The 24,791-nt window shown below is 57.6% G+C and carries 21 protein-coding genes; 12 read left to right on the plus strand and 9 right to left on the minus strand.

Translation table 11 applies throughout. From position 1 onward, the window contains the following. Positions 1-34 precede the first annotated feature (34 nt). On the minus strand, positions 35-829 hold the full coding sequence (locus tag IB268_RS19905; RefSeq protein WP_192354675.1) for an HpcH/HpaI aldolase/citrate lyase family protein: 795 nt from the start codon (positions 827-829) through the stop codon (positions 35-37). Positions 830-994: 165 nt separating this feature from the next. On the opposite strand from IB268_RS19905, the gene IB268_RS19910 reads away from it, so the two are divergent. Beyond that, on the plus strand, positions 995-1,474 hold the full coding sequence (locus tag IB268_RS19910; protein WP_054457549.1) for an Lrp/AsnC family transcriptional regulator: 480 nt from the start codon (positions 995-997) through the stop codon (positions 1,472-1,474). Positions 1,475-1,500: 26 nt separating this feature from the next. On the opposite strand, the gene IB268_RS19915 is transcribed toward IB268_RS19910, so the two are convergent. From IB268_RS19915 to IB268_RS19930, 4 genes are all read right to left on the minus strand, one after another. Next, positions 1,501-2,157, minus strand: coding sequence for an HAD family hydrolase (locus IB268_RS19915; RefSeq protein WP_192354676.1), 657 nt, complete (start codon positions 2,155-2,157; stop codon positions 1,501-1,503). Positions 2,158-2,257: 100 nt separating this feature from the next. Then, positions 2,258-4,690, minus strand: coding sequence for a TonB-dependent siderophore receptor (locus IB268_RS19920; protein WP_192354677.1), 2,433 nt, complete (start codon positions 4,688-4,690; stop codon positions 2,258-2,260). A gap of 88 nt (positions 4,691-4,778) precedes the next feature. Further along, positions 4,779-5,747 carry a FecR family protein gene (locus IB268_RS19925; protein WP_192354678.1) on the minus strand — a complete coding sequence of 323 codons (969 nt, stop codon included), beginning with the start codon at positions 5,745-5,747 and terminating at the stop codon, positions 4,779-4,781. Further along, the gene (locus tag IB268_RS19930) at positions 5,744-6,259 is read right to left on the minus strand and encodes a sigma-70 family RNA polymerase sigma factor (protein ID WP_192354679.1); all 516 of its coding nucleotides are present in this window, start codon (positions 6,257-6,259) and stop codon (positions 5,744-5,746) included. The genes IB268_RS19925 and IB268_RS19930 overlap by 4 nt, the downstream gene beginning before the upstream one ends. A 507-nt stretch (positions 6,260-6,766) precedes the next feature. Between IB268_RS19930 and IB268_RS31335 the strand changes: the two genes are divergently transcribed. Continuing rightward, complete coding sequence (locus tag IB268_RS31335) at positions 6,767-7,066, plus strand: helix-turn-helix domain-containing protein (protein WP_192354680.1); 300 nt, start codon at positions 6,767-6,769, stop codon at positions 7,064-7,066. 2 nt (positions 7,067-7,068) lie between these two features. Here IB268_RS31335 and IB268_RS19940 read toward each other — a convergent pair whose 3' ends face one another. From IB268_RS19940 to IB268_RS19950, 3 genes are read right to left on the minus strand one after another with little or no spacing between them, the layout of a single operon-like run. Continuing rightward, positions 7,069-7,911, minus strand: coding sequence for an ImmA/IrrE family metallo-endopeptidase (locus IB268_RS19940; protein ID WP_192354681.1), 843 nt, complete (start codon positions 7,909-7,911; stop codon positions 7,069-7,071). After that, positions 7,908-8,297, minus strand: a complete 390-nt coding sequence (locus IB268_RS19945) for a hypothetical protein (protein WP_192354682.1) — start codon at positions 8,295-8,297, stop codon at positions 7,908-7,910. The genes IB268_RS19940 and IB268_RS19945 overlap by 4 nt, the downstream gene beginning before the upstream one ends. Further along, complete coding sequence (locus IB268_RS19950; protein WP_192354683.1) at positions 8,294-8,878, minus strand: hypothetical protein; 585 nt, start codon at positions 8,876-8,878, stop codon at positions 8,294-8,296. Before IB268_RS19950 ends, IB268_RS19945 begins: the two co-directional genes overlap by 4 nt. Positions 8,879-9,031: 153 nt before the next feature. Here IB268_RS19950 and IB268_RS19955 point away from each other — a divergent pair, with 153 nt between their 5' ends. Beyond that, on the plus strand, positions 9,032-9,976 hold the full coding sequence (locus IB268_RS19955) for a hypothetical protein (protein WP_192354684.1): 945 nt from the start codon (positions 9,032-9,034) through the stop codon (positions 9,974-9,976). Between the two features lie 307 nt (positions 9,977-10,283). Continuing rightward, positions 10,284-10,508, plus strand: a complete 225-nt coding sequence (locus tag IB268_RS19960; protein ID WP_192354685.1) for an antitoxin MazE family protein — start codon at positions 10,284-10,286, stop codon at positions 10,506-10,508. Between the two features lie 157 nt (positions 10,509-10,665). Here IB268_RS19960 and IB268_RS19965 read toward each other — a convergent pair whose 3' ends face one another. Continuing rightward, positions 10,666-11,100, minus strand: coding sequence for an NIF family HAD-type phosphatase (locus IB268_RS19965; RefSeq protein ID WP_192354686.1), 435 nt, complete (start codon positions 11,098-11,100; stop codon positions 10,666-10,668). 927 nt (positions 11,101-12,027) lie between these two features. Here IB268_RS19965 and IB268_RS19970 point away from each other — a divergent pair. The 8 genes from IB268_RS19970 to IB268_RS20005 all read left to right on the plus strand — a co-directional run bounded on the left by IB268_RS19970 (position 12,028) and on the right by IB268_RS20005 (position 24,787). Next, positions 12,028-12,633 carry a recombinase family protein gene (locus IB268_RS19970; protein WP_192354687.1) on the plus strand — a complete coding sequence of 202 codons (606 nt, stop codon included), beginning with the start codon at positions 12,028-12,030 and terminating at the stop codon, positions 12,631-12,633. After that, entirely contained in the window at positions 12,630-17,399 is a 4,770-nt protein-coding gene (locus IB268_RS19975) for a type ISP restriction/modification enzyme (RefSeq protein ID WP_192354688.1), read from the plus strand. The genes IB268_RS19970 and IB268_RS19975 overlap by 4 nt, the downstream gene beginning before the upstream one ends. A 622-nt stretch (positions 17,400-18,021) precedes the next feature. After that, entirely contained in the window at positions 18,022-19,803 is a 1,782-nt protein-coding gene (locus IB268_RS19980; protein WP_192354689.1) for a DUF262 domain-containing protein, read from the plus strand. Positions 19,804-20,223: 420 nt separating this feature from the next. Next, the gene (locus IB268_RS19985) at positions 20,224-21,441 is read left to right on the plus strand and encodes a hypothetical protein (RefSeq protein ID WP_192354690.1); all 1,218 of its coding nucleotides are present in this window, start codon (positions 20,224-20,226) and stop codon (positions 21,439-21,441) included. Position 21,442: 1 nt separating this feature from the next. Next, a complete protein-coding gene (locus tag IB268_RS31340) occupies positions 21,443-22,246 on the plus strand; it encodes a tyrosine-type recombinase/integrase (RefSeq protein WP_192354691.1) in 804 nt (267 codons plus the stop codon). A gap of 516 nt (positions 22,247-22,762) precedes the next feature. Continuing rightward, positions 22,763-23,077: a hypothetical protein gene (locus tag IB268_RS19995; protein ID WP_192354692.1), complete on the plus strand. Its 315-nt coding sequence runs from the start codon at positions 22,763-22,765 to the stop codon at positions 23,075-23,077. Between the two features lie 317 nt (positions 23,078-23,394). Further along, positions 23,395-24,396 (plus strand): YafY family protein, encoded by a 1,002-nt coding sequence (locus IB268_RS20000; protein WP_192354693.1) that lies wholly within the window; start codon positions 23,395-23,397, stop codon positions 24,394-24,396. A gap of 79 nt (positions 24,397-24,475) precedes the next feature. After that, a complete protein-coding gene (locus IB268_RS20005; RefSeq protein ID WP_192354694.1) occupies positions 24,476-24,787 on the plus strand; it encodes an SHOCT domain-containing protein in 312 nt (103 codons plus the stop codon). Positions 24,788-24,791 lie beyond the last annotated feature (4 nt).

Genomic DNA, 24,791 nt, shown 5'->3' on the forward strand with positions numbered 1-24,791 from the left:
TGTCTTGCCAGAAGATTGAGATCGCGCCGCCGCCTCAGCGGCATGCCTCGCTGAACTGCGCGCGCGCCTGGCGGGCGCCGCGGGCCAGCCAGGCCACGTCGGAGTGCAGCGCAATGAATTGCACGCCCAGCTTGCGGTAACGCGCGGCCTCTTCGGGATCGTTGGCGAAAATGCCGACCGCCTTGCCCGCCGTGCGGCCGGCGTCGATCACGCGGCCCACGGCCTCGCGCACCTCGGCATGGGCCAGGTCTCCCAGCCGGCCCAGGCTAGCGGCCAGGTCGGCGGTGCCGACGAACAGGCAGTCCGCCCCAGGCAGCGCGGCAATGGCTGCCACGTTGCGTACCGCCTGCGCCGATTCGATCTGCAGGATCGCGCAGGCCTGCTCATTGGCCCGCCTGACGTAGGAAGGGTCCTGTCCGTACATGCCGGCCCGCACCAGCCCCGCCACGCCGCGCACGCCGCCATTGCCTTCGCACGGAAAGCGCATGGCCGCGATGGCGCGGCCCGCGTCCTCGGCCGTGTCGATGTTCGGGAAAATGATCGTCTGGGCGCCGCAATCCATCGCGCGCTTCACCAGCGCGGCGTCGTTCACCGTCACGCGCACGACCGGATACGCGGCGGCGCCATGCGCGCGTGCCGCGTCGATGGCCTGCAATTGCGCCGTCAGGCCCGCCATGTCGTTGGGCGCATGCTCCATGTCAACGACCAGCCAGTCGAAGCCGCAATGCGCAATCGCCTCGGCCACGGCCGGGCTCGCCAGGGTCAGCCAGCACCCCTCGGAAGGCTCCAGGGCCAACAGCTTCTTGCGTATCGGATTCGGATCTTTCATGTCTGCTCCATAGTGTTCAAACGGGGAGCATTCATGACGTCGACGCCCCCTCCAGCAATCGAACAAAGATACCGGAGCGGAATCGCGAATATTTCCGAATTTTCGACGCGAATGTGTAATATTTTGGATTGAAATTAGCGAAACCTTCAATTTCTTGGAAAAATCGTGCAAAGCAAGAATTTCGATCCCACGGACCTGCAGATCCTGGCCGCCTTGCAGGTCGACGGACGGCTTTCCAGCGCCGATCTGGCCGAGCGCGTTTCGCTCACCCCCTCCCCCTGCTGGCGACGCGTCAAGCGCCTGGAGGACGAGGGCGTGATCCGCGGCTACCGGGCCGAGGTCGACGTCAAGAAGCTTGGCTTCGGAGTAACCGCGTTCGTCTGGATTTCGCTGGACATGAAGGGCGCCGAGCACGTCAAGGCGTTCGAGGACGCCATCAAGGACGTGCCGGAGGTGCTGACCTGCCATTGCGTGTCGGGCCGCTACGACCATCAGCTGACGGTCATCGCCCGCGACCTGGACGCGTTCGGCGACCTGGCGCGCTACGTGCTTGGCGCCCTGCCCGGCGTTAAGGAGGTCTACACCTCTTTCGTGCTGAAGGAGGTCAAGGGGCTGGGGGATGCGATTTCATTGCCGGCCGACTGACGCGCGGCATCCACGGCGGCCGGCCATCAGGCCGCGTTGAACCGCTGCAGCCACGGCAGCGCCGCTTCCAGCCGCGCGGATTCCAGCTCCGGCTGCGCCGCGCCTTCAGGCAGCGTCAGTCCCACCCGGTTATGCCAATACGTGCGCAGGCCCACCTTGCTGGTGCCGAACATGTCGTAGCCCGAGCCCGCGACGAACGCGGCCTCGGACGGCTGCACCTGCAATCGGGCCAAGGCCAGCTCATAGGGGCGCGGGTCGGGCTTGTAGTAGCCCGCCTCCTCCGACGTCACCACCACGTCCCAGTCCACGCCCAGCAAACCGGCGGCGCGCTGCCCCAGACGGGCGGAACAGTTGGTGACCACGGCCAGGCGGCAATGCGGCCGCAAGGCCTGCAGCAATTCACGGGCGCCATCCCAGGCGGGCAGCTCGTCCCAGCCCGCCTCCAACGCGGCGGGTGCGGATGCCGGCAGGCCGACCGCGGACGCGGCTTCCTGCACCAGACGCTCATAGGGTTGATAGGCGCCGCAACCATAGGTGCGGCGCAGGTACTCCGCGCGCCAGGCGCGTCCGGCGGCCTCGGAGCCGGCGGCGCGGTTCCATAGGGTCCAGGAATCGAGCAAGGCCGTCAGCAGGTCGAACAACACGGCCCGGGGATAGGCGGGTACTGCGGCGGGACTGGACATGCGCGGCTCTCTCGGGTGGGTACAGGCCCACTATAAAGAGCAACGCAGCCGCTGTGGTTCAACCTGCGTTTACCCAGAATTAAGCCTGAACTTAATCGCGCTACCAGCGATACGCCACCCGCGCCATGATGGTCCGCTCCAGACCGTAATAGCAGTTTGTCACGCTGTCGCACGCCGCCACATAGCGCTTGTCGAACAGGTTGCTGGCGTTCAGCGAGAACTGGTAGCTCCCCATGTCGTAGCGCAGCGCCGCGTCCACCAGCGTGTAGGCAGGCACATGCACCGCATCCGGAATGTCATTGGTCGACCCCATGTAGCGCACGCCCGCGCCGAACCACAGGCCGGCCAGCGGCCCCGTCGCCGACAGGCGGTAATCGGCCCACAGCGACGCCATGTGATCGGGAATGTAGGGCGGACGCTTGCCCAGGTTGACCGCCGTCCGCGCCGCCTTGGTCACCTTGACGTCGTTGTAGGTGTAGGACGCCAGCAGGTTCAACTGCGGCGTGACTTCCCAGGTGCCTTCCAGCTCGATGCCGCGCGAACGGATTTCGCCGGTCTGCACGCTGAAGCCGGGATGGGCCAGGTCCGCGGTCGACACATTGGTCTGCCGCAGGTCGAAGAGCGAGACCTGCGCGAAGCTGCGGGCGCCCGCCGGCTGATACTTCAGGCCGATCTCATACTGCTTGCCGCGCGTGGGCTCGAATGGCGTACCGCCGTAGCCCGCGCCCGCCACCGGCTCGAACGATTCCGTGTACGACGCGTAGGGCGCCAGGCCGTTGTCGGCCAGGTAGACCAGCCCGACCTTGCCGCTGAATTGTTCGTCGTTGCTGCGTGTCGTGGTTTCCACGCCGGTGCGCAGGATCGTCTCGCCCGTGGTGGAACGCGCCCAATCGTAGCGGCCGGCCAGTTGCAGCACCCATTTGTCGTAGAACTTGATCTGGTCCTGCGCATACAGGCCGAACTGCCGGCGCGCCTGATTGGTATCGTTGGACGCCTGCGGCGTCGCGCCGGGGAACGGCCGCCCATACACCGGGTCCCACACATTGATCGGATCCACCGCGGCCGTGCGCAAGCCGTAGAGCCGGTCAAAGCGCGATTCCTGATAATCCGCGCCCAGCAACAGCGTGTGCGCCACCGGCCCATGCGCAAGATTGAACTGCGCCTGGTTGTCCAGCGTGAACAGGTGGAAGCCCTCTTTGCTGACCAGCGAAATGCGGCGCAGGTCGGTGTAGGGTTCACGCGTCTGCACCCAGCCTCCGTTCGCCCCCAGGCTGCGGTAATCGACGTCCAGCGTGGAATAGCGCAGGTTCTGGCGCAGCGTCAGCTGGTCGTTGACCCGATGCTCGGCCAGGTAGCCGACCTGCGCCTTGCGCCGGTCGGTCTGGTCGAAGGTCGGGTCACCCGTGAAAAAGTCCACCGGAATATGGCCGTTGGCGACCGGCCAGAGCGTGCCCGCAGCGGGCAGGAAGTTGGCCGTATTGCCCGTGCGATCGTGCTGGTACTGCGCGAGCAGCGTGATCGAGGTCGCCGCGCTGGGCTTCCAGGTCAGCGACGGCGCCAGCAGGACGCGGTCGTCATCGACATGATTGGTCTGCGTGCCGCCCTCGCGCCCCACCGCCGTCAGGCGATAAAGCCACTGGCCCGCATCGTCCAGGGGACCGGTGAAGTCGCCGGAGAGCTGCTTGCGGTCGAAGCTGCCGTACTGCACCGCCAGTTCGCCGCTGCGCGTATCCAGCGGACGCTTGCTGACCTGGTTGACCAGCCCGCCTGGCACGGTCTGCCCGTACAGCACGGACGAAGGGCCGCGCAGGACTTCCAGACGTTCCAGCGTGTAGGGGTCGACCTCCCAGCCGCCGTAGCCGCCCGAGTAGGCCAGCTTCAGGCCGTCCAGATACTGACCGTTGTTGGCGACGTTGAAGCCGCGCACATAGTAGGTGCCGCGGCGCGTGTCGTAGATGGGTTCGGTGCGCACCCCTGCGCTATAGCGCAAGGCCTCGTCCACGCGGCTGACGCCCTGCGCCGCCATCTGCGCCTGGGTGATGACGCTGATCGACTGCGGTGTCTCGATCAGCGGCGTGTCGGTCTTGGTGGCGGTCGCGCTGTTACGCGCGACATAGCCGTCGACCGGTCCCCAGGCCTGCTCGCCGCTGCCGTGCACCGTGATCGGCTCCAGCGTGCTGGCGGCAGCGCCGGACGCGCGCCGGATCGTATAGCCTGCCTCGCCGCGCGCAATCGCCTCCAGCCCGGTGCCTGCCAACAAGCCGACGAACGCCTCCCTGGGCGCCACCGTGCCTGACAGGCCCGGGCTTTGCAGCCCGGCAGTCAACGCCGGATCGAACGACAGGATCAGGCCGGCCTGCTCGGCGTAGCGATTCAGCGCGGGAGCCAGAGGACCGGGCGGCACGTTGACCGTGCGGGCAACTGCCGCAACGGACGCATTCGACGACTGCCCCCAGACGGGATGAACCGCGGCCAGCGCGGCCGCGGCGGACAGCGCGCGCAAGATACGCACTGTGAACTTGGAATGACTCATGAGCGGACGACCCTCTCCAGATTGATGGCTACTCATGAGTCATGACGAAGCAAACCGCGACAGGGACAGCGGAATGCAGATTTTTTTTTCAAAGACGCTGCACCAGCACCAGCCAGGACGTGTATCGGTTGACCGTGATGGGGAGGCTGGCCGCCAGCGATGCCAGGGCCTGATCGGGCGCTTCCAGCGGGAATACGCCCGACACGCGCAGGCCATCCAGAGAACCCGCGTCGTACTGCAGGCGCCCCTTGCGGTAGCGGCTCAGCTCCGCCAGTACATCGGCCAGTGGCTGGTTATCCACCACCAGGCTGTGCCGTGTCCAGGCTAGCGCCTGTTCTGCGTCTACTGGTTCAACCTCGCCGACTTGGCCCGCGCCCATGCGCACGCGCTGCCCCGCCGCCAGATCGGCGCACACCGGCGCGGGAGCCTGAGCGCAGGCCCGCACACGGGATTCCTGCACGACCACATCCGTATGGCCGTCGCCGCGCCGCACCGCATAACGCGTGCCCAGCGCCTGCGCCGTGCCGTCCGGCGTCTGCACCACGAAGGGCCGTCCCGCGTCCTCGTGCGCCACGTCGACGAGGATCTCTCCTTGCCGCAAGGTGATCAGCCGTTGCCGGGCATCGAAGCGTACGTCGATCGCCGAATCGCTGTTCAAGGTAATGCGGCTGTGGTCGTCCAGTTCGATGACGCGCCACTCGCCGACTCCGCTGCGGTGATCGGCCAGCAGCCAGGCCGGCGGCGCCATGCGCCACAGGCCGGCCCCACACACCAGCAATGCCAGCGCGGCCGCTCCCAGTGCGCGGCGGCCGGTACGCGGCTTGCGGTCGGCCTGCTCCAGGATGCGGCGGGCTGCCGCAGGCGAATCGAAGGCCGCGGCCCGGTCGAAACTTCCCCAAAGATCCTCAAGCCGGCGATAGACCCGTTCGTGCTCGGGATCCGCGGCCCGCCACCGCAGACAGGCTTCGCGGTCGGCGTCGCTCGCGCACTCATCGCGCAAGGTGGCCATCCATTGGGCCGCGTCCGCCACGACGCAAGGGATAGCCTCTGCCTTCACGCCGCCTCCATCACCAAGTAGCAATGGGCAAGCGCGCGCGCGACATACTGCTTCACCATGCTGGAAGAGACGCCCAATTCGGCCGCGATCTCGCCGTAGTTCCATCCCTCCAGCCGATGCAGCAGAAAGGCGCTGCGCGGCTTGGCGGGCAAGGCATCGAGCATGCGCGCCAGTTCCGCCAGGATCTCGACGGTTTCAAGCAACTGTTCGGGAGCGGGCGAGGTCTCGCCACCATGCAGAATGGACCAGCTTTCCAGGCAAACCGCCTCGAGCTTGCGCCGCCGTGCGTCGTCGATCACCAGCCGGGTGGCGGTCGTCGTGAGGTAGGCGCGCGGCGTCCTGATCGCCGTCAGATCGTCGCGGCCGATCAACCGCACAAAGGTGTCCTGCGCGAAATCAGCGGCGTCGCAGGACGAGCCCAGCTTGCGGCGCAGCCACCCGACCAGCCAGCCATGATGATCGCTGTACCAAGTCAACAAGGCCGCATGGCGGGCGGTATCGGGAGCGGACATGGCGCGCGCGAAATGATTTGGAAATAAGAATGATTAGCAATCATATCAAAGTCCATGCCCCGCCATCCCGCTTTTTCCATCGGGACGCGGATGCGTTTTTCCTACGCCCGGCGATTCACGCAGCCTGCCGCTGCCATCAGCTTGACGCGGCAAAAACAAAAGGCCGTTGACGATGACGTCAACGGCCTTTGGAATTCTGGTGGGCTGTGAGTGGCTCGAACACTCGACCTACGGATTAAGAGTCCGTTTTAGGGGTGTTTTGCCAGGGGCAGACCAACATCAATATCTAGAAAAATCATGAGCTTAGGTTACCGGAGCTTACCGCGACCTAACGCACTTTACTGCGGTCAGTGCGTTAAAAGTGCGGTCAATTTCGATGGCGCCGACGCGGATTGTACGAGCTACCGGATCCCCCCAGCCAAACCTTTTTTCTACTACATGCCCGATATGGGTAGCCCGCCTTCTTATACTCTGGACTGGCATGTGCCAGTGCCTCCGGAGGTCCTCATGGAACCCCTTCTGACCCTTGAGCAACTGGCCGCAACCCTAGGACTGTCAGTACAGACGCTATACAACCGCCGTGCTCGTGGTGAGTCGCTGCCGCCCTGCGTCAAGCTGGGGAGTCGGCTGCGATTCTTTCAAACGGACGTCCGGGCCTGGCTTGATGCCCAACGGGACGGTGGGGGAAATTGCCAAGCGGCACCATCCCGAGAACCAGGGCAGACCAACCACCTGGCCGCCCCACGCCGACGCGGCCGCCCAACCAAGGCCGAAGAGATCCGTAAGCGTGCGCCACAGCATGCCTGAAGCTATCGTGCTGTTGTCTTTCGATCGAAGTATGAGCCGTGCTCGTTGTATTTCCGTCGAACGTTCCAGTCGAATCCAACCTCGAGCATCGACGACTCCAGGTAGAGCAGGACTAGCGCTGTACCAGCTGCGCTAAAGATGCATTGTTCCTGGACTTCGTACTCGCCGGCATCGTCGTTCTCAAACCAAACCTCGGCTGGTTGCTTCCCTAAACCTCGACACTCCTTGCCATCGTGAAGCAGATCATAGGTAAAAGAGTCGTCGTCCAACTTTTCTCTTAAGACCCAGCGGCGCGGGATGTCACTAGCGGGCATCGCCCAACGTTTGCCTGTGCTGTCGTAGCAGGCCACGATGACAGGTAGCGTATTGATGTTGGCTAAGCGCAGCGTGGTAGCCATCACGCTCGTTTCAAACTCGGTCGCGATTCGGGTCAGCTGCTGAAACGTCGGCTTCCCAAGTGACGCGATCACTGGGTTGAAAAGAGGCCTAGGCATCAGCAGGTGTGCAGCGAAGCTGTCCGCCTCCTTTTCCAAGACTCGCTCCGATGACAAATTTGCACTAGGGTCGTCCACCCGACACTTGAAAGAACGCCCGCGGTGCAAATGCCAGTGCCCGAGTTCATGAGCCACCGAAAACCGCTCCCGTCCACGCACCCCTGAGGGATTGATGGTGGCAATAGCACGGTCGCGATAACCCACAAGCGAGGCCTCGCATCCTGTCATTGCCTCATACACGACCTCAACTTGGGAATCGAAGGCAATTGCCTCGACATCCAGTTCGTCAGGACTGCTGATGCCAAGGTCCGCAATCAACGCTTCGGCGCGTTCGCCAGCAGTGGAGGTCACTTGCCACCCTCCTCCCTGGAGACAAGGCTTTTAATTTTCGTATACAGAGCGATGGCCTCGTCGTCAGGTAGCTCGCCTAGATTGCGGGCAGCCAGGGTAAACCTGTTGTCATTGGCCGCCTGTGCCAAGAAGCTCCGTGCTTCCTCTGCGGAAACAGTCTGCGGCCCTGGAGCAGGCGTTGATTTCAATGCAGCATATCCGGCCTTGGCCGCGGCTAGCCGCGATTTGCTGACGCTTCTCTTGGCGGCACGCAGCAGATCAAGCCCCTTGGCCTGCACTCCAGCCGGGTCTTGACCATCAAGAACTTGGTCGTCGGGTGTCGCGATTAGCTCTTCGACGAATGCGTCGATGAAGCTGTCAAACTCGTTGGTCGGTTTCGTATTCATGTCGGCCTCAAGTCAGGGTCCGGCGCTTTCAGTCGGCGCAAGAACCGGTTACGAGCCGCGTCATACTTTCTTTCATCCCATCCCAGTGCGTCGCGAGCATCAGCACCTCGAAGACCGTCAGCCCAGGTCATGGCTAGTAATTCCAAGTCTTCATCGCCCCCAAGCGCGGCGTAGAGGGCGGCCATCTGCTGTTTTCCCGACAGCTCGTCCTCGGGGGTGACGGTGACCTTACCGTGCACTGCGGCGACCTTCTCGCCCTGATCGACTCCGACCGGTTCCACAACCACATTCTGGTCGATAGGGCTGGCGTCATTGTGCTTTCGCACATTGCTTCCGATGCTTCGCATGACGGTCTTGAGCACCACTAGAGGGTGAAGTCCTGGCCGCCAGACCCGGGTTTCGCTCAACAGACGGCACAACGCTTCCTGCAACAGATCGTCCGGCGTCCAACCAGTCAGGCCACCACAGCAGACCGTCGCAATGGCTTCCGCTCGCCTCCAGTCGGCCGGGCTCAGGCTCTGTAGAACAGCCTCCACCTCGGCCTGAGACAGGCGCTCGTCGGGTTCGGGAATAGCAGACATAGACGGGGTCTCCTCCTCCTATGACTCTCGACCGAACCGCCGTGGACGGCCCGGATGAAAAATTTTTAGTATCGGCGTCCACGGAACCGTTGAGAAGAGTCCTACAAGGCGAGGGCGACTTGCAGCCCCAATTACTTACGAGGAAATATAACAATGCAGATTAACCGGAAAACACGCAACATCACGAAGTACCTCCACCACCTTCAGGCATCCGAGCAATATATGCTCGGTTTCGCCGTCCACCCCGGGCTCGAGGCACGACTACAAGATCTAGGATTCGATGTGCCGCTAATGCCTGGCCAACGCATCCTTGCATCGGCCCGCAAAGGGCCGGCATGCCGTCGTAACGCCGAGGGTTTCTCCATCATTCACCGCGACCAGCCGAAGGAGACAGCCTACCGCCAAGTCGTTTGGACTTGGACGCAATTTGCGGGGCGTCACCAAAGCGAGGAAAAGTCCAAGATGGTGGACGTCCCGTACCAACGCTACCCCCGCACCCCCGTTTTGCCCTACAGCATCGAGTTGGAAATCAAGACGCGCGCCGACGGCCAGATCTACGTCGTGTCAGGTCCGTTCATCAAAGATGGAACAAATGTTGTAGTAGCGACCAACAGCGCCAACATGATGCGCGAAACACTCGGCGGCTTCGAGGTGTTGAACAGGGATTTGACTCATTGGGTCAATGCCCCACTGCGGCGCCTGCACTGGCAACTACTCCCCCCGGGTCGCAACCCGTGGGAGTCGGCGGTGCCAGCCCTGGAAGAGGTCGTCGAACGTGCTCCTGCGGGAAACCGAGGGGTATTACGTGCTCGCCTGTCGGCCGTCGGGGCGAAGAAGCCGGACTTTGTGGCCGTCGGCCTGGGCGGATTCGAGGGATACGTCGTGTTCGGCTTCACACAACGGAAGCTGTGCGTCTTGGAATGCCCTCAGGTCAACAACGCTACTTACGTGTTGCCGATGGACTCTTGGGAGCACATTGCCCAAATGACCAAGGCTGAAATTCTCAACGCTGGAGCCCACATTGCCCGGATTGTGCATACCCGGAGCTGGTTCGGTGCTCTCGATTCGGTCTTGACCGATGACCGCAAGGCTGCATAGTGGTCAGACCTACCGGGCTGCACAGCACCAACCGCCCTGACCGCCCATTCCTGAGCAGCCACTCTCAGGCTGGCGTTCGGGCGGCGAAGTTTGACAGCATTTTCGGCGCGGGCATTACATAACGACGGTCGACAGGTTAGTCTCGAGCGCGATGAGCCACGATCCTCACAAGAACCCGAGACCGAAAGCGACCGTGAAACGCCCCCTATAGCTTCGCTGTTGAAAATATTTGTGCGCGGATCCCAGGTGCGTTGCATGTAACGGTGCCAAGCGTAAAATTACATGGAAAGCGACCAAGGGGCTGTTCATGGGGACATCGATCATCAACGCCGGTGCGAAAAAGCACAGGGATGCGCGTCTTATGGTGGGGTTGCGTCAAGTACGGATTTGGGTGCCTGACACCCGGCGACCGGGGTTTGCCGAAGAGTGCCAACGCCAAAGCCTCGCGGTAGCCTCGTCTGACAACGACGATAAGCAGTTAAAACGCCTGATGGACGAAACTGATGCTGAGGTAGATGGCTGGACTGAATGATGGTGCCCGGAACGCCCGATACTGTTGCAATGCAGGGCAAATTCGACGCACCCTGGCCCACCCTTGTGATCCCGGCGCGGCCAGTTCAACGCCCCAGTGGACCTGTACTGCCGGTGACAAGCATGCCGGTCACCGCTTCTCTGCTGCGGATTGGCTGCTACATGCTTAACCGTCGTCGCAGTTCGTGCAGCACTATTGCGAGTGCGGTATCGGACGCTTCATACGGATGCAAAAAGCTTTCAATGCGGACCCATTGAGCGTGCTGTCCCGGATGTACGTAGGATTTGACGTCGTCGACAAGCAAGCAGTCCGTGACTACGGCATCGGGAATCAAAGCGAGATCTTTCGTAGCGCCACGCCACGGCACGTATTCAAGTCGGGCGAACCAAGGTGGGGCCACACCTTCTTGAATGAGCAAGTCAGCGATTGCGCGAAATCGTGTCTCGTCGACTGTAGTGAACATCACGACGCGAGGAAAAAGCTCGCTGCACTGCTCGAGAAACTCGAGAAGCCCAGGACGTGCAATTTGGCTTACCGCGTTCGAAATGAGGGTACCCTCCAAGTCAATCGCCAATACTGTGGGGTGTGCCATGGTCTGGGCTGCCTGTGTGCGAGACGTTGCGAGTGCTGGAGAGGTGGTGTGCGACGAAACAGCCGGGCGGTACGAGCTGGACGTGTGGAGGCGTCCGCGTGTCTAGCGTTACGATGTGCAGGCCGTGCGTCCTTTGGTTCTGAGGCCGAATGTCAGGGCTGGACTGCGCCGCCGTTAGAGGCATCGTAGCCGAGGGGTTTGATTCCAAAGTTGATCGCATGGACCGCTCAGGCCTCAAGTGCGGACAGTACCAGGGATTCACCGCTTAGCCGGTGAACGGGCTGCAAGACGAGGTCATCTCCTGTACGCCTCTTAACATTCGATCGAACGAGTCGATGTCTCGGTTCACCGCGTCGGCGCCTCGGGATTTTGGTTAGAGATCCTGATGTCAGGCCTGCGATGTATTTCGGCCCTACTGATGGCCCTTCTCGTTCGAGTGTAAACGGCCCACCCGACAAGTCTCGAAACCTGACTTATTTCTGGTGCATCGGGCGTCTTTGACGGCCGTAAGCCGGAGTCTAAACCGCCGAGCAGCAAATTCCTAACGGGGTCAATTTGTTGCTGTGTCGTCGCCTTTGTAAACTTCATGTCTTTGATTGCGCTTCGCGAGCGGCACGTACCCTTCGAGAGTGGTCTATTCAAGCAAGAAGCCTAATGGGTCGTATGTCTGCGGACTTCCCAGCGAGGTAGAACCCTGCGGCGATCACTGCGTAACGGGCCATTTCGATGGTACCTAAGCGTGCTGATCAGCCCACCAGGAGGTATTGATTGGCGGCCACAGCTACCTCGCCTGTCCGCACGTCTGCTAGCACGCGCAGTTACATCTGGTCAAACAACCCCCCCGTTGTTAAACTTCTCGTCAACTATTCAACATCCGACAAACATTCGTTTGCTGGACACTCTAGTCTGGCTACGGAAGCGAACAAAATGGGGCGACGCATCGGGTATGCCAGAGTTTCGACTGCTGGTCTGAATCTCGACTTGCAGCTTACCGCGCTGCGTCGGGCTGGCGTAGCGGTTGGCTCCCTATATTCCGACACGATCAGCGCCAAGGGTGCCGAACGCAAAGAATTGGCTGCATGCCTGAACGCCATGCGTGCCGGCGACACCCTCATCGTTTGGCGTCTTGACAGGCTGGGGTGCAGCCTACCAGACCTTGTGCGCATTGTCGGCGAGCTAGAGAGGAAGGGCGCTGACCTCGAAAGCCTATCGGAAAAAATCGAAACAAGTAGTGCGGCGGGCAAGCTAGTCTTCCCTGTCTTTGCCGCGCTGGCCGAGTTCGAGCGCAATCTGATCCGGGAGCGCACCCAAGCAGGACTTGCGGCGGCTCGCGCTCGAGGCCGATTAGGTGGCCGCAGACCAAAGCTGACCCCTCTACAGATCAAAGAGATCCAACGTCTAATGTCTGACGCGACCATCCCGGTCAGACAAATTGCCGAACGCTACAACGTATCCAGAACGACTATCTACAAGGTCGCACCACGCCGGGAATCGGAAGTGGTCGATGCCCAGCCAGAGAAAAAAAAACCATGATCCGTGACATCCTCCAGCAATACAGGAACGAATCCATTTTCAACCGCGACCTGGGCGACCGCTTCGAACGACTGATACGCGCGTACCTTAAACTTGACCCCCAGTATCTTGCATTGTTTGAAGATGTCTGGCTCTGGAAAGACTGGCCGCAACGAGAAGCCCTCAGCTACAAGCTGCCGGACAACGGCATCGACTTGGTGGCGAAGATGCGCGACGAAGATGGTTTCTGCGCGATCCAGTGCAAGTTTTATGACTCCCCGATCCCAATGGGCGATCTGGGTAACTTCTTCACTCTCTCGGGCAAAGGTGGATTTACTCAGCGCCTTATCGTAGCGACTGCGCCTCTCTCCAAGAATGCTGCGGATGCGCTGGAGAGACAGACCATCCCGGTCGAGTTGATGACCCTAGAGGACTTAGACGCCTCCCCAATTGACTGGTCACAGGTATCGCTGGACAAGCCTGACCAACTGCGCAAACTGCCCAAGAAAGATCCGCGCCCCCATCAAAGCGAAGCCTTGACCAAAGTCATCCAGGGCTTTCAAACCCAAGACCGGGGCAAGCTCATCATGGCCTGCGGAACCGGCAAAACCTACACTTCACTCATCATCGCCGAGCAGATGGTCAAGCCGGGCCAGAATATCCTGTTCCTCGTCCCTTCCATCGCACTTCTGTCGCAAACATTGCGAGCATGGACAGCAGATGCAAGCGTGCCGTTGCGTTGCTTCGCAGTGTGTTCGGATAGCAAGGCCAGCCGCAATGAAGAGGACATGCGCATCTACGAACTGGCTTATCCAGCCACGACGAACGCAAACAAACTAGCCGCCTCTCTCAACGCAACGAGGGACGCGAGCGCCATCACGGTGATCTTTTCTACCTACCAGTCCATCGATGTAATACATCAGGCCCAGCAGAAAACTGGAATGGCATTCGACTTAGTGGTGTGCGACGAGGCCCACCGCACCGCGGGCTATACCGCGCCTGACGAAGATCATTCCGCATTCGTGCGCGTACATGACAATGCCTATGTGAAGTCGAGCAAGAGGCTTTACATGACGGCCACGCCGCGCATCTACGCCGAAGCCAGCAAGAGCAAGGCTGAAGAAAACGATGTGCAAGTGTTCTCGATGGACGATGTAGCAACCTTCGGTCCCATATTCCATCAGCTTCGCTTCGATGAAGCCGTCCGGCGCGATCTCTTGTCCGACTACAAGGTGCTGGTAATCGCCGTAGATGAATTGCACGTCAGCAGGGTGCTAAATCGGCGTATCGCCGACAGCGGGGACGAACTCAAGTTGGATGACGCGGTAAAGATCGTCGGTTGCTGGAACGGCTTGGGCAAGCACGTCGCAGCCGAGGATGGCCTGGATGTCAGTGTCGATCCTCAAGCGATGCGCACTGCTATTGCCTTCGCTCAATCGATCAAGCACTCCAAGCTGCTGACCGCCGAGTTCGAACGCATCTCCAACGACTTAGGCGACCAGATCGACTACTTGCCCGCATTGGAAGCAAAACACGTCGATGGCACCATGAATGTAGTGGAGCGCAATCAAAGACTCTCTTGGCTTAAGGACAACATTGGCAAGGAAGAGTCGGTATGCCGCATTCTCACAAATGCCCGCTGCCTATCCGAAGGCGTAGATGTCCCTGCGTTGGACGCTGCCATCTTTCTGAACCCCCGCGATTCTGTGGTAGACGTTGTTCAGTCGGTCGGTCGTGTGATGCGCAAAGATCCGACAGGCCGTAAGAAGTACGGCTATGTGATTCTGCCTATTGGCATTCGCAAGGATACTTCGCCCGAAACAGCATTGGATGACAACAAGAAGTACCGCGTAGTTTGGCAGGTGCTCAACGCTTTGCGTGCCCACGATGATCGGCTGGACAAGCAGTTCGCCACTATTGACCTGATGGGTAAAGGCAATGGGGTCGTGAACGTCATCGGCGTGGGTGGTGGAAGTGAGAAAGCCGATTCTATGGGTTGGGAGCAGCAAGGCTTTGCTTTCGATCCGGAGGAACTGGGCAAGTGGCAGGACGCCATGTTTGCCAAGATAGTCACCAAGTGCGGCAATCGCCGCTATTGGGAAGACTGGGCTAAGGACATCGCTGAAATCGCCGACCGCCACCAGATGCGCATCCGCGCCTTGCTGGAGAAGCCTTATTCCAAGGGAAAAAAGGCATTCGACGAGTTCCTCAGGGGGATCAGGAATAACCTCAACCCAAGCGTCAGCCAGAACGACGCCATCGAAATGTTGGCCCAGCACATCATTACTAAGCCGGTATTCGATGCGCTATTCGAGGGCTATGCCTTTACCAGCAAAAATCCCGTATCGCAGTCCATGCAGAAAATCATGGACATCCTCGACACACAGGCGCTGGACAAGGAGCATGAAACGCTGGAAGGCTTCTATGCCAGCGTACGCGAGCGGGCCTCAGGCATCACGGACCCTAAGGGCCGGCAGAAGATCATCGTCGAACTGTATGACAAGTTCTTCAAGACTGCCTTCCCGCGCATGGTCGAGCGGCTGGGCATTGTCTACACGCCGGTGGAAATCGTTGACTTCATCTTACACAGCGCCGATGCCGCACTCCAGAAACACTTCGACACCCAGCTGGCTGACCAGAATGTTCACATCCTTGACCCGTTTACTGGCACAGGCACCTTCCCAGTGCGGATGATAGAAACGGGACTGATTCCACCCGAAAAGTTGGCCTACAAGTATCGCCATGAGTTGCACGCTAACGAGATCGTGCTGCTGGCCTACTACATCGCAGCCATCAACATTGAAGAGGCATTTCATCGCGTCACTGGGCAAGAATATGTGCCATTCCCGGGGATCGTGCTCACCGACACCTTCCAAATGAACGAACCTCAGACGGGCGATCTTGATGAAGGCTTACCGGAAAACCACGAACGGGCAGATCGCCAGAAAGCGCGTCACATCCGAGTCATCGTGGGAAACCCGCCTTATTCGGTAGGGCAGGACGACACGGGAGACAACAACCGAAATCTGAGTTACTCGAAGCTGGATGACCGCATTGCCGCCACATACGCCGCCTACTCGTCTGCGACAAACAAGAATAGCCTTTACGATTCGTATATCCGGGCTTTCCGCTGGGCCTCGGACCGCATAGAGGACGAGGGCATTGTCTGCTTTGTGACTAATGGTGGCTGGATTGATGGCAACACGATGGACGGCTTCCGCAAAGCCTTACAAGACGAATTTTCAGATGTTTATGTCTTCAATCTGCGTGGCAATCAGCGCACTAGCGGGGAACTATCCCGACAAGAAGGTGGGAAAGTTTTTGGCTCAGGTTCGCGTACCCCTGTGGCCATCACCCTGCTCATTAAGCGCAAAAACCATCAGGGCAAGGCTGCAATCCACTACCACGATATTGGCGACTACCTAAGCCGCGAGCAAAAGCTGGAAATAGTCAGCAATTTTGGTAGTTATCAGCAGGTGCCGCACAAGGCTCTCGAGCCAAATGAACACCACGATTGGATCAACCAGAGAAGTGGAAACTTTGGCGCTTTTATCCCACTAAACGATGACGCTGACGCTATTTTCACGCTTCGCGCGAGCGGCGTTCAAACCAATCGGGATAACTGGGCATACAACCTAAGTCGAGATGAGTTGGCTTCGAACATAACCTCCTTGATTGACTTCTACAATGAGCAACGGTTGGCTCACCAAGCCAAATTGGAAAAGTCTGGTTCATCAAAAGAGCGTGAGAAGCTGGCTGCACAATTGATCGATGCCAACCCAAAAAAAATAAAATGGACACGAGGCCTTATTGCTCATCTCGCAAGGGGGCGAGCGGGCATTTTCGATGGCGGAAAAATTGCGAAAGTTACGTACAGACCTTTCTGCCAGTCTTGGCTTTATTATGACCAAATTTTTAACGAGTATTATAAAGAAAAGCTTTGGCCCTCCCCAAAGGTTGGCAACATTGCCATTCAGGCCACTGGCGCGGGGGGAAATAAAGAATTTTCCTGCCTGATCAGTGATTTAGTATTTGATGTCCAAACGCTTTCCAATGGTCAGTGCTTTCCTCTCTACTGGTATGAGAAGGCAGGAAATTCTCAGATTCAAGCAGGACTAAGTTTTGAGCAAGCGGAGCGTGTAACCGAGATCGATGGATATATTAGGCGCGACGGAATTACTGATGTGGCGCAGGCAAACTTCCAAAAACACTACCGCACTTCGACTCTTACCAAAGAAGACATCTTCTACTACGTTTACGGGATACTGCATTCGCCAGAGTACCGCGAGAAATACGCATCCGACCTCAAAAAGGTGTTGCCCCGCATTCCCTATGCGCCAGACTTTAGCGCCTTCAGCCACGCCGGTCGCAAACTTGCTGATCTGCACCTGAACTATGAAACTGTAGAGCCCTGGCCGGTACAGGTGGATGCGAAGGACAAAGGAGATCTGAATGACTTGGCTTATTACCGCGTCGAGAAGATGCGCTTTGGCTCGCTTGGCGGCAGAAATAAAGACAAGAGCATCATAGTTTTCAATAGCCGCATCACCTTGCGCGGCATCCCATTGGAAGCCTATGACTACGTGGTAAACGGTAAGAGTGCCATCGAATGGGTCATGGAGCGCTATCAGGTCTCGACCGACAAGGACAGCGGCATCAAAGACGACCCGAATGACTGGTGCCGCGCGCAAAACGACCCAACCTATATTCTCAATTTAATAATGCGTGTCATTCGGGTAAGCGTCGAAACCGTTGAGACTATTTCCACCCTTCCGGCAATTGAGTGAGGCAGTGGGTCACTTGCAAACCAATTCCGGATTAGGGAGCGAGTTGTTGAGAAATCTGTACGGCGGTCATGGGACTAGCGTGGAGGCGCTGCCGCAAGGTCTGTGCCTCGAGGCTTTGGCAAGAATACCTGGGTAGGTACTCTTGCCCCACTGCCAACCAGTTGCTGTTTAGCGACTCCCTGCACCGCAACACGCTTACGGTCACGAGCGAAAGACGAGCCACGACGCGCAACGACTCGGACAGAAGCGGGTGAGTAATGAATGTCGGCCTGATCTTCTGGTGCTCGGCCCGCAGTAGGGACAACACGGTCAGTTTCGTGTGTCGTCTGTACGCCTTATTGCAACACGTCAGCGTCTCCAACCGAAAGCGGACCTGGTCAGCCTTCCCCCATTTCACCGATGAGATGCCGAACCAGCTGAGGGAAGAACTTCAACTCAATGAGGAACAGGAGATCCCTATGTCATTCTAGTGATCAAAGAGCTAACCCGGAATACGAAATTTCGATTCATTATGCTTCTCCCGTTGTTGCGCTATGTGTGGAAGGGAACATGTTCCTACCAATCAGCCATAATGCCGCACCATCTCATATGAACAGATTGCTCAGCCTCTTCCAGCTACTCAATGCAAATAAAACCTACCACCTTAAGCCTTCAGCAGTTCTTCGCGGCAAGCAACGAGCAATTTCTAATACCAGCGTATCAGCGCCGCTACGCGTGGGGTGAGAAACAACAGCGTGAGCTATTTGATGACTTGCGGCTGTTGCCTTCTGGAGACACTCATCTACTAGGTACAGTGCTCTTCCTGTCCGAGACTCACCAGCCAGGCATTAATCAGTTGGAACTAGTCGATGGACAGCAACGTGTCACAACGATCACTATACTAATGCAAGTATTGGCCCGTCGTTTTGCTCGTGAGGGAGATACTGACTCTCAACAGGAACTATCCAAGCTGCTGCGGAGCAAGGGACTTGACCGTAAAGAGCGACCCAAGTTGCAGCTAGGTGACTTAGATCACGCGGATTACGTACGAGTAATGCTGGGAGACGACCTCGCAGAGGTGGAAAACAAATTTCTGCGTGATGCTCATGAGAATTTTTCTTTCTGGATTAACTCCCTTCCGCTGAATCAAGTATACGAGTTCCACCATAATCTCCTAAATAGTGCGTCGATCATCCGACTAGATGTAGGCGCAGCGAAAGATGCATACAAACTATTTGAGACTATCAACAACCGCGGCCTGAGATTAAAGCCTACGGACATCATCAAAAACTTCTTGCTAGGGCACGCATCCTCATTACCAGAAGGTACGCTGGAGAAGGTGAAAGAAGATTGGCGAAAATTGATCTTAGCGTTGGACGGACTGGACAGTGATGCCTTCTTCCGCCAATGGCTTGCGAGCAAACTACACCGAAAAGTGACTAAAACAAAGCTAGTCGCTGAATTCAAGGCTTACTACCTCCGTCGCGTCAAAGAGGCTGAACGCATGACCGAATTCACATCGGCCTCCATCAGAGGTGAGGAGGACGATGAGGAAGATGCTGAAGATGTTGCTGTTACTGGCGAGGAAGAGCAAGCACTTGATACGTCTCCAAAGGTCAAGCTCATAACCTTTGCAAAGACCTTGCGACAATCAGCCGAGTTGTACTCACGCTTACTTTACTGCGCGACTCAATCTAACAAAGTGAATCGTCACATCGACAATCTTTGGCGCATAAAGGCATTCCAAGCATTCACATGGTTACTGGATATGTTTGGCAGAACGCATCTGGATGAGAAGGCTCATCTTCGGCTATTGAAGAGTCTCGAAGCCTTCATGATGCGCAGGCACATCTGCGAGAAACGCTCGAATGAGTTGGAAACTATCTTTGCAAGCCTAACGGGCTTAGCTAATGATGGTTACGAAAAGGCTGCTGTCTCAATATTAAGAGAACATACTCCTGACGATGAGGAATTTGAATCCTCCTTCGCATCGTTCCCATTTGTACCCGCCGTTATAGATAGGGCAAGATATGCGCTAGAAATGTTCGAGTATGAGGCCATCGGACACAAGAACGAGTATTACCTCGCCGATCCAGATGAACTAGAACTCGAACACATCATTCCAAAAGCTGCCGACAAATCCAGCACGAAGAAGGAGTTTGGAGACTGGCCTAATTATCTGGGGGACGGTTGGAAAGCCAAACACGCCAAGATGCTCCATCGCATCGGCAACATGACTCTATTGGCTGACGAACTGAACGTAGTCGCATCGAACAACCCGTTCAAGGCGAAGTGCGTAGAGTACACCAAATCAAACATTCAGTTGACTCAGGATCTGGCAAGCATTCCCAACTTCAAATTCAGGCAAGTGGAAGATCGGTCCAAGAAGTTTGCCGAACGCGCAGTTGCACTGTGGAAGGTTTGAAGAGCAAAGTCCGAAAAACCTTGAAACCTCTCCTTCAATAGCATTCAGCATGACTTGATACAAGCACCCTTGTGCAGTAGCAACTATCCAGCGCAAAAACTTTGCCTTGATCTACTCGTCGCTAATCGCTACTCAACGGCCGATCTCAATCGGCCATTTTTTTAGGACCGTTTCAGCCCTAGACGGCATGCTCGCCGTCTGGAGCTATACCTATTCTCGGTCGGCCGCCGCGACCAAAACGCACCCAGCAAGATGCAACTAACCACCTAGAAGCGGAAGGATCGAAAACTTCGAAAATCAGGCCAAATAACGACTCCAACCCAGTAGTCGATTTGACTACGAATATATTAGCTCCATAAAGCTTAGTTTAAATTCAACATGTTATTGTACCCATCGTTCTCAGATAACTACTGCGGCGCGATGGAAGAAAAACAGCAAAGATCACAGGGCATTTTTCAATTAGGCAACTATTCGTCGTACGCAGTGAGCTACCAATCCCAGCTCGCCTCGCGCGTCAAACCGAGTTTCGCTCCTCCCGTTTCGCCTTTATCCGAAGACGAAATGGACATCACATATACCGAGCTCCTCGAACAACACAAGAACCGCCTTACCCAAGAGCGAGGATCCTTTTCCGAACAGGTTCTGCGCAATCACACGTCCGCTCTAAAAGCCTACTTGGTGTTCTGCGGTAAGGAGCTGAGTCAGCGGGTCAGCCGCGAGTTCACCGCCGACTTTCTCAAGCGCATGCAAGAGTTCGCTCAGCTGGTTTCCGGCGGCAACCGCAAGACGGCTGCCGACAAGCTCAGCATGCTCCGGGCAATCAAAAAGACAGTCGACTCCCTTCACCGCAAAGCCCAGTTGGCTCCCGTGTCGGGCGTTTCAATGTTCCACAAAGAGCTGCGCTTGGCCGTCGCCAGTAGCGGGCAAACGCCCGAAGAGATCGCGAAAGCTATCGGCGCCGCACCATTGACGCTTCCCCGATGGATGAACGGAGCGAATCCCGTAAAGAAAGGGATGCCAACATTGCGCCGCCTGGAGCGTCACCTGGGGCTCGAACGTGGTTTCCTAGAGAACAAGCTGGAATATCCCCGTAAGGACGTACGCGTCGCAATGGCGGCGGCTGGCGACAAGTACATCGAACGCATGCGCTCCCTGGCTAAAGATCCCTTTTATCTGCCACGAAGCGAATTTAGCTCCGAGCTGGAGGCAGAGTGGTTCGCGCTCTTGCGATACAAGACTGCCGAACACCCAGTAGGTCTGCGTCGCTCTCATCGCGGATGTTGGCGCGTACTCTCCAAGGATCAGGTGGGGCCAGAAATCGCGAGCGACCGGTTCTGTTGCGTCACGGAGGGCCACTACAGCCCCAGCGCCAGCCGCAACTTCCAAATCATTCGCGCATTTCTCGGGTTTTTGAGCAAACCAACAGTAGGAAACACTGCCTCGGCGGGACTAGGACTGCCGGTAGACAAGGTGCAGACCCTCGCACACTTGGTCATCCCTGAGAATTTAGAAGCTTACCTCCAGTTCATGAAGGCGCGCTCTGGTCACACAATCCACAATCAATGTGGCTGGCGCAATCTGCAACTTGACGAATCCAGGAAATGGGTACCTGTGGCAGCATCCCCAACTGCTAGCTAAGGTGCAAGAGTTCGCTTTTGGCCGGTCGTGGGAGCAGCTTTGCGATGAAACACACAATCTGTGCAAATCATGGCAACACGCCGGGAGGGGAAAAAAGTCGCGAGACCCCAAAGCGCCGCTGTTCCATCTACTGAGCCTTGACGATCCTTTGGCGCCGTTCAAAAGGGCTATCAAGCAACTGGACATCGCCTCCGCGAACTGCGCACCGGGCTCGGTATTTCAAGCCACCTATAAACGAGATGCTCTGCTCATTGCGATTTCGCTGTCCAACCCGCTTCGGCACCGTACGCTAACCATCATGAAGTATGTGAGGCCTAACGAGTTTTCCACGTACGCGTCGAACCTGTATCAGGCTGAGGATGGCACGTGGCGCCTGCGCTTCTGGAAAGGGGACTTTAAAAACGATGGATCAAAAGATGAGGACTACGATGCGCCGTTACCCAAAGCGCTGGGTCTCAGGATTGAGGAGTACCTGGACTTATACCGCCCGATTTTGGTTCGTCGGAATCCGGGAGCCCCTTGGGTGTTTCCCAATCTCCACGGCAAGATGCACAAGGACGTTGGGCAGTTGATGGCCAACGTAGCTCAGAATTACATCCCAGAGGTCTCGCGCTTGCGGATGCACGCAATGCGCCACATCGTGGCGACTGATTTCCTGAATCGAAATCCAGGACATTACACAGTGGTGGCAGCCCTGCTACATGACAAGCTGGAAACGGTGCTGAAGCATTACGCCCACCGCAAGAGCGAATCGGCATTCAACCTGCACGAAGAACACCTGAAATCGTTTTTCTCCGCGGATTGATGCCGCTGCATCGCCGACGATCACCCATCGTGCGCCATGGCCGAACAATCGCAAATCGCGAGCGAGCAGCTTTGCTTTGAGCGCACTTAGGACGTTCCGATATCACGACCTCCTTTCCCGTTAGATCTGTAAGTTCTTTCGGGGCTTCTAGCCGATACCAAAGTAAATCTAAGGGCAATACCAAAGTAAATTTGGCGACTGAGAGAAGCCTACTCCGGCCTTTCAAACGCGGGGAATTGATAACGTTCAGCGACGCACCACTATAGGGCGAGCGGGCTTTCCAATGCGGCCTGCCACTCGACGTTAGACCATATGGACTTGACCTGCGCCTTGAAGACGTTGCTCAGCTGCATTTGATTGCGCGGTTCGTGCAGTTCTCCCGTCGGAGGCCGGCTAAGGACTCCAAGATCGGCGTGACGCGCCCCTTCGGCTAGCTGCCCGGGATGAACGATCAATGCCTGTAGACCTGACGTCCACCTGCTCATAGCCTAGCCGCCTGCCCTGACCTCGTAGTCCATGAAGCGCAGGCAGTTTCAGATCCAATTCTCGGCGCAGATCTGCGACGGCCGTGCTGTGGGGCCACAGGCCTCGGCGAAGCGCTTCGGCCAAGCAGCTGATCCGATCAAGAGAGGAATATGTGATACAAAGACACTTTTGATCACAAATAAACCCATGTTGAAACTCTTGATAGCCGTGGTTTTTGCCATTTCCTCCTCGTTAGGCTTAACAGCGTGCAGCGACAAAGACGAACACGGCGTAAGCAAGGAAGAGATCAAGCAACGTAACAACGAGATTGAACGTAAGAACGCTGTCAGAAACCAGATCAAATAGACACGCTATTCAGGCGACACTCTGGGCCATAAGACCACGTCTAGAAAGGCATGCAGGGCATAGATCAAATGCGGCCCCCAAAGGTCGTGGTCTTTACATCCCAGCAAACTCCCCCGAAAGGAAATCTACTCCGGCTCCGGTGGCGAATTTGCAGATGAATTCCGCTGTCGATCCCAGGGCGGCTCGCAACGCCTTAAGAATTCGAAAAGCCTACCGATATAAAGAATTGAGGGAACGCTAGCTCACAATGGTAATGCGCGGGCTGCGTCGTAGATACATCCCAAAATCGATTCGCGGACTATCAAGTAAACCGTTGAATGGCAAAACGATCAGCGACCCTGGAGACCACACTCATTGCGGTGGAACTGCTGCGCCGTATCCCCAGGAATCGTCGTGTTACGGCCTCCGAGTTGCACGAGCAGTTAAGCAACGCCGGCATCGTGCGCGATCTACGGACGATTCAGCGGCAACTCGAAGCACTGAGCGAGCATTTCGATATTGAGTGCGACACACGCACAAAGCCTTATGGGTATCGCTGGAAGGCGCACTCTAGCGGACTTTCGCTCCCCGGCCTGTCAGAGCAAGAAGCCTTGGTGTTGTTGTTGGTCGGCGAGCATCTCCACCACCTGCTCCCGGGTAGCGTCATGAAGTCCATGGACGGATTCTTCGAGCAGGCGCGCAGCCAGATGGGGCAGACCGCTGCGAACAAGCCCGCTCGCCAGTGGCTTAAGAAGGTGCGCGTTATCAGCGCGACGCAGCCGACGTTGCCACCCCGAATTGAAGAAGGCGTGTTCGACGCGGTCAGCAACGCGCTGTATTCGAACTTGTGGCTCGACGTCGATTATTGCAACGCCGCTGGGAAATCGAAATCCGCGTGTGTGATGCCCTTGGGATTGGCGCAGCAGGGCGTCAGGCTCTATCTGGTGTGCCGATATGAAAACTATTCGAACGAACGAATACTTGCTCTCCATCGCATTCAGTCTGCGTGCGTCACTACCCGAGGCTTTGAGCCGCCTATGGACTTCGACCTAGAGCGATACGACGGCGACGGCAAGTTCAGTTTCGGCGATGGGAAGCGAGTGCGGCTCAGCTTTCGAGTCGACGCCGAGATCGCGTTTCTTATGCGGGAGTCCCCCCTGGCGGCAGATCAACGGGAGATTGTGGACGAGCAAGGGGTGGAGTTCTCCGTATCAGTCGTGGAAACCATTCAATTGCACCGTTGGCTGCGAGGCTTCGGGGAGAAAGTCTGGGACGTTCGACTGACCGACGAAAGTGAGGAAATCGCGGAAGCGAATTCTCTGCGACACATTTTGTCGTGACCTCCTGTGAGAATGACAGCATACAAGGCCCCGGGGCATGTCAAGTACATGCAGGTCTTCAAATCCACGGTTCCCAAGAATGCCTATTCTGCTCACGCTTGCCGTCATCCTGTTCATCCTCTTCGCGTGCGGCATCCGTTCCGCTGCCAACACCATCGACCGTGGCAGCGCTGCCATCCGCGCCCATATGGGCTCCCGGAAAGAAAAATGCGCTCAGCCCGCCACTGCGGAGGCCGATGCGAATGTCATCGCGACTGGCCCTCAAACGACGCGGACCTGCCTAGAAGACTTGAAGAACGTCTTCGCGCTTTATCAAAGCGGTGTCCTAACAAAAGAAGAGTTCGAACAGGTTAAGGGTCATTTTCTTGCCCAGATGAAGTCCTGCGCATAAACCT

Source organism: Achromobacter sp. ACM01, from assembly GCF_014851745.1.
Taxonomy (GTDB): Bacteria; Pseudomonadota; Gammaproteobacteria; order Burkholderiales; family Burkholderiaceae_B; genus Achromobacter; species Achromobacter aegrifaciens.